Annotated in this window: 8 protein-coding genes and 1 pseudogene; 5 read left to right on the top strand and 4 right to left on the bottom strand. The window is 54.8% G+C overall.

The genetic code is table 11. The features are described 5' to 3' along the window. Positions 1-104: 104 nt before the first annotated feature. Complete coding sequence (locus BST81_RS11400; RefSeq protein ID WP_075598650.1) at positions 105-1,514, bottom strand: hypothetical protein; 1,410 nt, start codon at positions 1,512-1,514, stop codon at positions 105-107. Positions 1,515-1,615: 101 nt separating this feature from the next. Here BST81_RS11400 and BST81_RS11405 point away from each other — a divergent pair, with 101 nt between their 5' ends. The 3 genes from BST81_RS11405 to BST81_RS11415 all read left to right on the top strand — a co-directional run bounded on the left by BST81_RS11405 (position 1,616) and on the right by BST81_RS11415 (position 3,718). Beyond that, the gene (locus BST81_RS11405; protein WP_363079883.1) at positions 1,616-2,275 is read left to right on the top strand and encodes a hypothetical protein; all 660 of its coding nucleotides are present in this window, start codon (positions 1,616-1,618) and stop codon (positions 2,273-2,275) included. Positions 2,276-2,285: 10 nt separating this feature from the next. After that, the gene (locus tag BST81_RS11410) at positions 2,286-2,945 is read left to right on the top strand and encodes a pentapeptide repeat-containing protein (protein WP_075598652.1); all 660 of its coding nucleotides are present in this window, start codon (positions 2,286-2,288) and stop codon (positions 2,943-2,945) included. Positions 2,946-3,007: 62 nt separating this feature from the next. Then, a complete protein-coding gene (locus BST81_RS11415) occupies positions 3,008-3,718 on the top strand; it encodes a rhomboid family intramembrane serine protease (RefSeq protein WP_075598653.1) in 711 nt (236 codons plus the stop codon). On the opposite strand, the gene sipA is transcribed toward BST81_RS11415, so the two are convergent. Then, positions 3,706-3,972, bottom strand: coding sequence for a regulatory protein SipA (sipA, locus tag BST81_RS11420; RefSeq protein WP_075598654.1), 267 nt, complete (start codon positions 3,970-3,972; stop codon positions 3,706-3,708). The genes BST81_RS11415 and sipA overlap by 13 nt on opposite strands. A 273-nt stretch (positions 3,973-4,245) precedes the next feature. After that, the gene (locus BST81_RS11425) at positions 4,246-4,665 is read right to left on the bottom strand and encodes a peptidylprolyl isomerase (RefSeq protein ID WP_075598655.1); all 420 of its coding nucleotides are present in this window, start codon (positions 4,663-4,665) and stop codon (positions 4,246-4,248) included. Positions 4,666-4,783: 118 nt separating this feature from the next. Between BST81_RS11425 and BST81_RS11430 the strand changes: the two genes are divergently transcribed. Next, positions 4,784-5,419 (top strand): pentapeptide repeat-containing protein, encoded by a 636-nt coding sequence (locus BST81_RS11430; RefSeq protein WP_171974737.1) that lies wholly within the window; start codon positions 4,784-4,786, stop codon positions 5,417-5,419. Here BST81_RS11430 and BST81_RS11435 read toward each other — a convergent pair. Continuing rightward, positions 5,416-5,958: a pentapeptide repeat-containing protein gene (locus BST81_RS11435; protein WP_075598657.1), complete on the bottom strand. Its 543-nt coding sequence runs from the start codon at positions 5,956-5,958 to the stop codon at positions 5,416-5,418. The genes BST81_RS11430 and BST81_RS11435 overlap by 4 nt on opposite strands. Positions 5,959-6,264: 306 nt before the next feature. On the opposite strand from BST81_RS11435, the pseudogene BST81_RS27495 reads away from it, so the two are divergent. Next, positions 6,265-6,469: pseudogene (locus BST81_RS27495) on the top strand (IS1 family transposase); the annotation flags it as partial.

The following is a 6,469-nucleotide window of genomic DNA, read 5'->3' on the forward strand; positions in this document are numbered from 1 at the left end:
ACCCCTGTGCAAGGCCCGTTTCACAATGAATGCGCCTGTTTTCCAAGGATGGATGATGGAGAGCATTCGGGGCATGTTCATCCACCCTGACATTTCTGTGAATGCTACCGGGCAATCTCACCTGACCAGGCCAGGGACTGGGTTTTCGATCGTCCCGCAAAAGAGCGGGTGATCGTCAGTTCCAGATCCACGACTGTCCCTGGTTCCCGCAAGTCAGGCGGAATTGGGAGTTTACCCAGGGCCAGGGAAAACCGATTGTAGTCCCGCGTCACTAGCTCAGCCGGGATTTTCCCGCTGTAGCCCACCTGATAATCGGAGGGCTGGCCAAACCGCTCCCGACCAACCGCCGATCGGGAAGCCGCCCGATAGGTGAGTTGAAATTCGGTCTGGATAATATCGGACTTGCCAGCCAGATCTACCAGGGCAAAGCTGAGACTGTCATCACGGCCTGAGAAATCTGCCACCTTCAGTTGAGTCACTTCACTCTGCCGCACCAGGTTGGTGACTGTATAGCGGGTGAGGCCATTCTGGGTAGAGGGTACGCCCTCCACCCAGATCTCCTCCGGGAAGGAAACTCGGACCTGCCGATCTTCTCCCAAAACCAGCGTGACGGGCTGGTTAGCAAAGTCAGCCGCCGATCGACGGGTGCTCCAGACCAGTTGGAACGCCCCTTCCACCCGTTCCACAAACTCCCGATATTCGTCAGCCACGATCGAACCAGGAGCTAGGAGAGCAGCCGCTCCCCGTAGAGTTTTCCAGCGGTTGAGGGAGAGGCCCACCGATCGGGTTTGCACCTCGGACAGGCTAACCTGGAGCGTTGGCCGATCCGGAAGCAGAGGCTCCTTCTGGCGGATCAGGGTCAACCGTCCCAGACTCCCCAGACGACCGTCTGGCCCATCATACCCTCGACTGCCGTCCCGACCATCATGACAGCGATAGCGTTGGGTGCTGCACTGGTAGTCTGAGCTACCAGGGGTACCCTTACAGGTCTTGATCTCCCAACTGCGTCGGGTGCACTGGCATCCCTGCCCACCATAGCCGCCCCTACCGCCTCGGCCAGCCTGTCCTCCCTGGGATCGCACATAAATACGCTGCAAATCAGCCGGATTGGTGTAGTAGACCGTGAGCGACCCACCATCCCCACCATCGCCGCCTCTGCCACCCCGGCCCCCATCTCCCCCATTGGGGGCGTACACTGTCCGGTCTACGTTGTAGGGCGTGGAATAACAGGTGGGACTGCGACCACTGGCCCCATCCTCTCCGTCCTGGCCATCACGACCGGAGAGGTCCAGATTAAAACTATTGCCATTGGTCACGATCGTCCGATCGTCCCCTCCCTGGCCAATTCTACCTTCCCGGCCATCGTAACCCCGTTCCCCGTCCCGATCCGTGCTGTAGGAACTGTCTGCCAGGAGCAAGAAGTCAGCGCAGCGACTGGAGGCAGCGGGTAGTGCCGAGACACTGGTCATTAAAAGCAGGCTGAACGGTAACAAGACTTTGAGAGCAGAATGCATAGAACCACAGAAACGCAAGGGTTTACACGTATGACTGACCCACAGAGAAAAAGGCTCCCAATCAGAAAGGGGATGACATTAATCGGTATACTGATCATGCTTTGTCATCAATCGTAATTTTGGGTATCGACCTCCGGACTTACATCTATCTCGATAGCCTGCAACCTCAGTATGCGGCCTATCTGGGCACAGTCGCCCCTGGGTTTTTGCCCTTACCAGGAGATTCCTCTCTTTGGGTCGAAATTTCTCCCGGCATTGAAATTAATCGAATCACAGATGTGGCCCTCAAGGCAACCTCTGTCAGACCAGGGCTGCAGATTGTAGAGCGCCTCTACGGTCTCCTGGAAATTCATGCGCGTAACCAGGGAGAGACCCGGACGGCGGGACAGGCCATTCTGGAGGCTTTGGGGGTGACGGAACGCGATCGGTTGAAACCCAGAATTATCTCCAGCCAGATTATTCGCAATCTGGATCCCCATCAGGCCCAGTTGATCAACCGGTCCCGGCGGGGGAATATGATTCTGGGAGGACAGACCCTGTACGTCTTCGAGGTAGAACCTGCCGCCTATGCAGCGTTGGCTGCGAATGAAGCTGAGAAGGCCGCCCGCATCAACATCCTAGATGTTCAAACCTTCGGCAGTTTTGGGCGGATGTATCTGGGCGGGGAAGAGCGGGAAATTCTGGCGGCATACCGGGCAGTCCTGGGGGCGATCGACGCCGTTTTTGGCCGTGAACAAGCCCCAGGTGGCAAAAAGGAGTAGGGAATCAGGGATGGCTAACCCAGAACATCTCAGGCGATTACAGGCCAGCACTGCAGATTGGGCCATCTGGCGGGCTGATCAGCCCCAGTCTCGGCCTGACTTGCGGCAAGCAGATCTGACCAGTCTCCAGCTCACAAACGCCGACCTGCGGGGAGCCGATCTCAGTCAGGCTGATTTGCGCCAGGCCAGCTTGATCGGAGCCGACCTGCGCGGGGCGGATCTGACCCAGGCAGATTTGAGTGGGGCGAATCTCATCGGCGCTGACCTGCGCGGAGCGAACCTGCGCGGGGCAGACTTGAGCGAGGCGAACCTACACCGCACCGATCTGAGCGATACGCTCCTGATGGGCGCGAACCTGAGTCAGGCGAATCTGAGTCAGGCCAATTTATTCCGGGCTGAACTCGATCGGGCAGACCTTTCCCGGGCAGACCTCCACAAGGCCAATCTCCTGGACGCCCATCTGGTTGGTGCGGATCTGTTTCGGGCCAATCTCAGGGAGGCCAAGTTGATTGAAACCGATCTCCGCTGGGCAGACCTCAGGAAGGCGAATCTACAGTGGGCTGTGGTAGCGGGGGCCAGGTTGCAGGCCGCAAATTTGCAGTGGGTAGACCTGAGCCAGACCGATCTGAGTGGCGCAATTCTGGTCCACCCAGATCCCACTGCAAGTTAGAGGACAGGCTCAGGAAATCAAGATATCCTGCCATTATCAGACATAAAATCAGGAGCAGGGCCGTGGTTCCTCTACGAGATGAAAACCCAACTCAGATTACCCCCTACGTCACCTACGGGCTGATTGTTCTCAATGTTCTGGTCTTTGTCTATGAGTTAACCCTGGCTCCACCAGCGCTTCAGGAGTTCTTTCAGACCTGGGCTGTGGTTCCCCGGCAGTTAAGTGCCACCCTCAATGGCCATCCCGTTGTGGCAGGCCCCCCGGAATGGCTCACCCTTTTCACCTCCCAATTCCTTCATGGCGGATTTCTCCACATTGCCGGTAACATGCTCTTCCTGTGGATTTTTGGCAACAATGTGGAAGACCGACTGGGCCATATCAAATACTTGATTTTCTATCTGGCCTGTGGGGCACTGGCAGCCCTGAGCCAATGGTTTTTCTCCATGAACTCCAGCATCGCGTCTCTGGGAGCCAGTGGGGCGATCGCGGGGGTCATGGGAGCTTACGTCCTCCGCTTTCCCAGAGCAGAGGTCCTGACCCTCCTCCCCCTGGGCTTGATCTGGACTACGGTGCGTGTGCCCGCTTTCTTCTTTCTGGGCTTCTGGTTCCTGCAGCAAGCCCTCTACGGGATTGCCAGTCTGCAAGTGCCTGCCAACATCGGCATGGAAGGCGGTGGGATTGCATACTGGGCCCATGCTGGAGGCTTTGTCTTTGGAGCTATCCTGGGACCCCTCCTGGGACTCTTCTCGGAAGATTCAACTTATGAGAGTTGAGTGTCGTGATCAGGGGACGATGATGGAGCCTCACTGGAAGTCGTGGATTGGAGATACTGGCTATCCACCAGGAACGCACCCCGATCGAAGCGAACACTCCAGTATCCACCGGGATGGCGGTTCAACACCACCCCTTCTTCACCCACATGCACCACATTGGGGGGCCGTAGCATGGGCATGGGATCGGCAGTCTTGAAATAAGACGGTTGAGAAATCAGTCGCACTCGGTCACCGATCGCAAATTCTTGAGCCATACAGCAGTTTTCAAATTAATAAACTGTGGAAGTGCAGGGGACATGCCCCCACACCCCTAGAGAGCATCCCAGTTTTGCAAGGTTGCCCACCCAAGGGGAAGCCGCTGCGCGTCTACATCCCCCAGCCCCTTCTCCCAAGAAGGGATTATGGGTACACAGTAGCCCTTTGGGGGAGAGGGATTTAGGGTGTAGCTTGCTTCCCGCAGGGTGGGCTACAAAAGTGGGATGTACTCCACCCCTACCTATTCCGGTGAAATTCGCGATGGATTCAGACTATGCTTCAATCTTGATCGAAAGAATTTTGTCCCCCTGCCGAATCGCATTGACCACAGCCATGTCTTCTGTTTTGCCAAAAGTGGTGTGCACTCCATCCAAATGGGGCTGGGGTGCATGGCAGATGAAAAACTGGCTGCCCCCAGTATCTCGACCCGCATGAGCCATGGAGAGGGTGCCAGCCAGATGTTTGTTGGAGTTGATTTCACACTTGATCGTGTAGCCAGGGCCACCCGTTCCAGTTCCTTTGGGGCATCCACCCTGGATCATAAAGTTGGGAATAACTCGGTGAAATGTGAGCCCATCGTAAAACCCTTTTTGAGCCAGGGTTACGAAATTTTTGACCGTGTTGGGGGCAGCCTGATCAAACAAGTCCAGGTTGATGATACCCTTGTCGGTTTCCATGATGGCGCGGGTCATAGGCTCTCCTTACAGCTATGAAGCAAATCTGTGTGAGTGGCACAGCTCTTTCTCAAAGATTATTGTAGGGGAGGAAGGGAAGTTGCACGTATTGAGATACTTTGTGGGAACGATTCAGATGCAAACTAAATCTCAGCTCTTACAGCCAGGAGTCCTGATCCAACCAGCTTTGGTGGGGTTGCTTCTGGGCATCCTGCTATTTCAGAGCAAACCCGCGATCGGGTTCAATCCGGATGATCTGCAAAAACTCCGAGCAACTAATATTTGTCAAAGCTGCGATTTGAAGGGGGCCAATCTGGTAGACCTGAATCTGTATCAGGCAGACCTGACCGGTGCCGATCTACGAGAGGCGAATCTGATCAGGGTTGATCTAACTCTGGCCAACCTGAGTCGGGCCGATTTGCGCGGGGCAAACCTGGTGAATGGAGTCACCCTCTATCAAGCTCGTTTGACGGAGGCCAACCTCGCAGGAGCCTATTTAATGGGAGCCAATCTGCGATCGGCCAATCTGGAAAAAGCAGATCTCATGGGAGCCAATCTTTATCGAGCTTTCTTGAATGGGGCGTTCCTGCAAGAGGCCAATTTGCAACAAGCAGACCTGCGGTTGGCTGATATGCGTGTGGTAAACCTGCGTCAGGCGAATCTGCGGGGGGCTAAACTGCAGGGAGTTTTGCTGGATGGAGCCTTTTTCGATCAGGACACCCGCTTTGATGTGGGTTTTGATGCGATCGGGATGGGTATGCAGGGCTATTAGTCATCCAGATCCAGCTCTGGGAAAACGGTCCCATCCGGCAGGATCGCACCAGCGAAATCTGCCTGGGTTAAGTCTGCACCCAGTAAATCTGCGCCTTTCAAATTGGCTCCTCGCAGGTTCGCACCCGTCAGGTTCGCATCCATTAACTCCGCCCCTGCCAGATTGGCATCGGTCAGAATCACCTTTTTCAGATTTGCTTTCCGCAGGCAGGCCCCGGTCAGGTTAGCACTGGACAGTGCCGCCTCACTCAAGTTCGCTTCACTGAGATCGGCTCCGGTCAGGTCTGCTCCGATTAAACTGGCTTGAAACAGGCTAGCTTTCCGAAGCAAGGCTTTAATCAGGTCACATCCGTTTAAATTGGCCTTCCCTAAACTGGCACTGATTAAGTTCGCATGGTTCAGATCAGCCAGAATCAACTTGGATTCCCTTAAGTCAATCAGCTTCAGGTTGGCACCTGTTAGACCTGCTTGAGACAGATCAAGTCCACAAAAGCTTCTTTTCCCCGTGGCATAGTTCTTTAAAAGTTCATGCACATCCATTTAGTTTCGAGATAGAAGACCCTTCATTCGAGCTTAATGATTAATTGTGAAGAATTTAGGGAGAGAGGGTAATATCGAATCCAGTTTGCCCCCTTCCCTGGGACACTGATCCTCGATTGATAGCCGGAGTCATTGAGATTGAGACGGGGTACCCCTCTGTGGGGGCAATGCTTCCACGCCTCCCTGCCCGCATGGGTTAGGGGATAGCCATAACTGGGCCAACCCACCTAGAACAAAAATACGGTAGTGCGTCAAACTGATGTGGGTCTGGTAGAGTAAGGAATCAACGATTCACCTACTCAAGCTATGGAATGTAAGCTCTGCGGTCATTCTAAGACTCACAAGCATGGCAAGATGCCGAATGGGCATCAACGCTACTTTTGCCTGGGGTGCCAACAAACCTTCTCAGAGAGTTTTGACACCCTCTACTACTACCGTCACGTCAGTCCAGAGCAAATTCAACAAGTCCTGCAAGCTCACAGTGAGGGCACCAGTTTACGAGGGATTAGTC

Origin of the sequence: Leptolyngbya sp. 'hensonii' (genome assembly GCF_001939115.1) — a bacterium.
Classification (GTDB): Bacteria; Cyanobacteriota; Cyanobacteriia.

Coding starts and splice junctions, on each gene's coding strand:
- BST81_RS11400 (WP_075598650.1), bottom strand. CDS start 1,514: ATGCATTCTGCTCTCAAAGTCTTGTTACCGTTCAGCCTGCTTTTAATG.
- BST81_RS11410 (WP_075598652.1), top strand. CDS start 2,286: ATGGCTAACCCAGAACATCTCAGGCGATTACAGGCCAGCACTGCAGAT.
- sipA (WP_075598654.1), bottom strand. CDS start 3,972: ATGGCTCAAGAATTTGCGATCGGTGACCGAGTGCGACTGATTTCTCAA.
- BST81_RS11425 (WP_075598655.1), bottom strand. CDS start 4,665: ATGACCCGCGCCATCATGGAAACCGACAAGGGTATCATCAACCTGGAC.
- BST81_RS11430 (WP_171974737.1), top strand. CDS start 4,784: ATGCAAACTAAATCTCAGCTCTTACAGCCAGGAGTCCTGATCCAACCA.
- BST81_RS11435 (WP_075598657.1), bottom strand. CDS start 5,958: ATGGATGTGCATGAACTTTTAAAGAACTATGCCACGGGGAAAAGAAGC.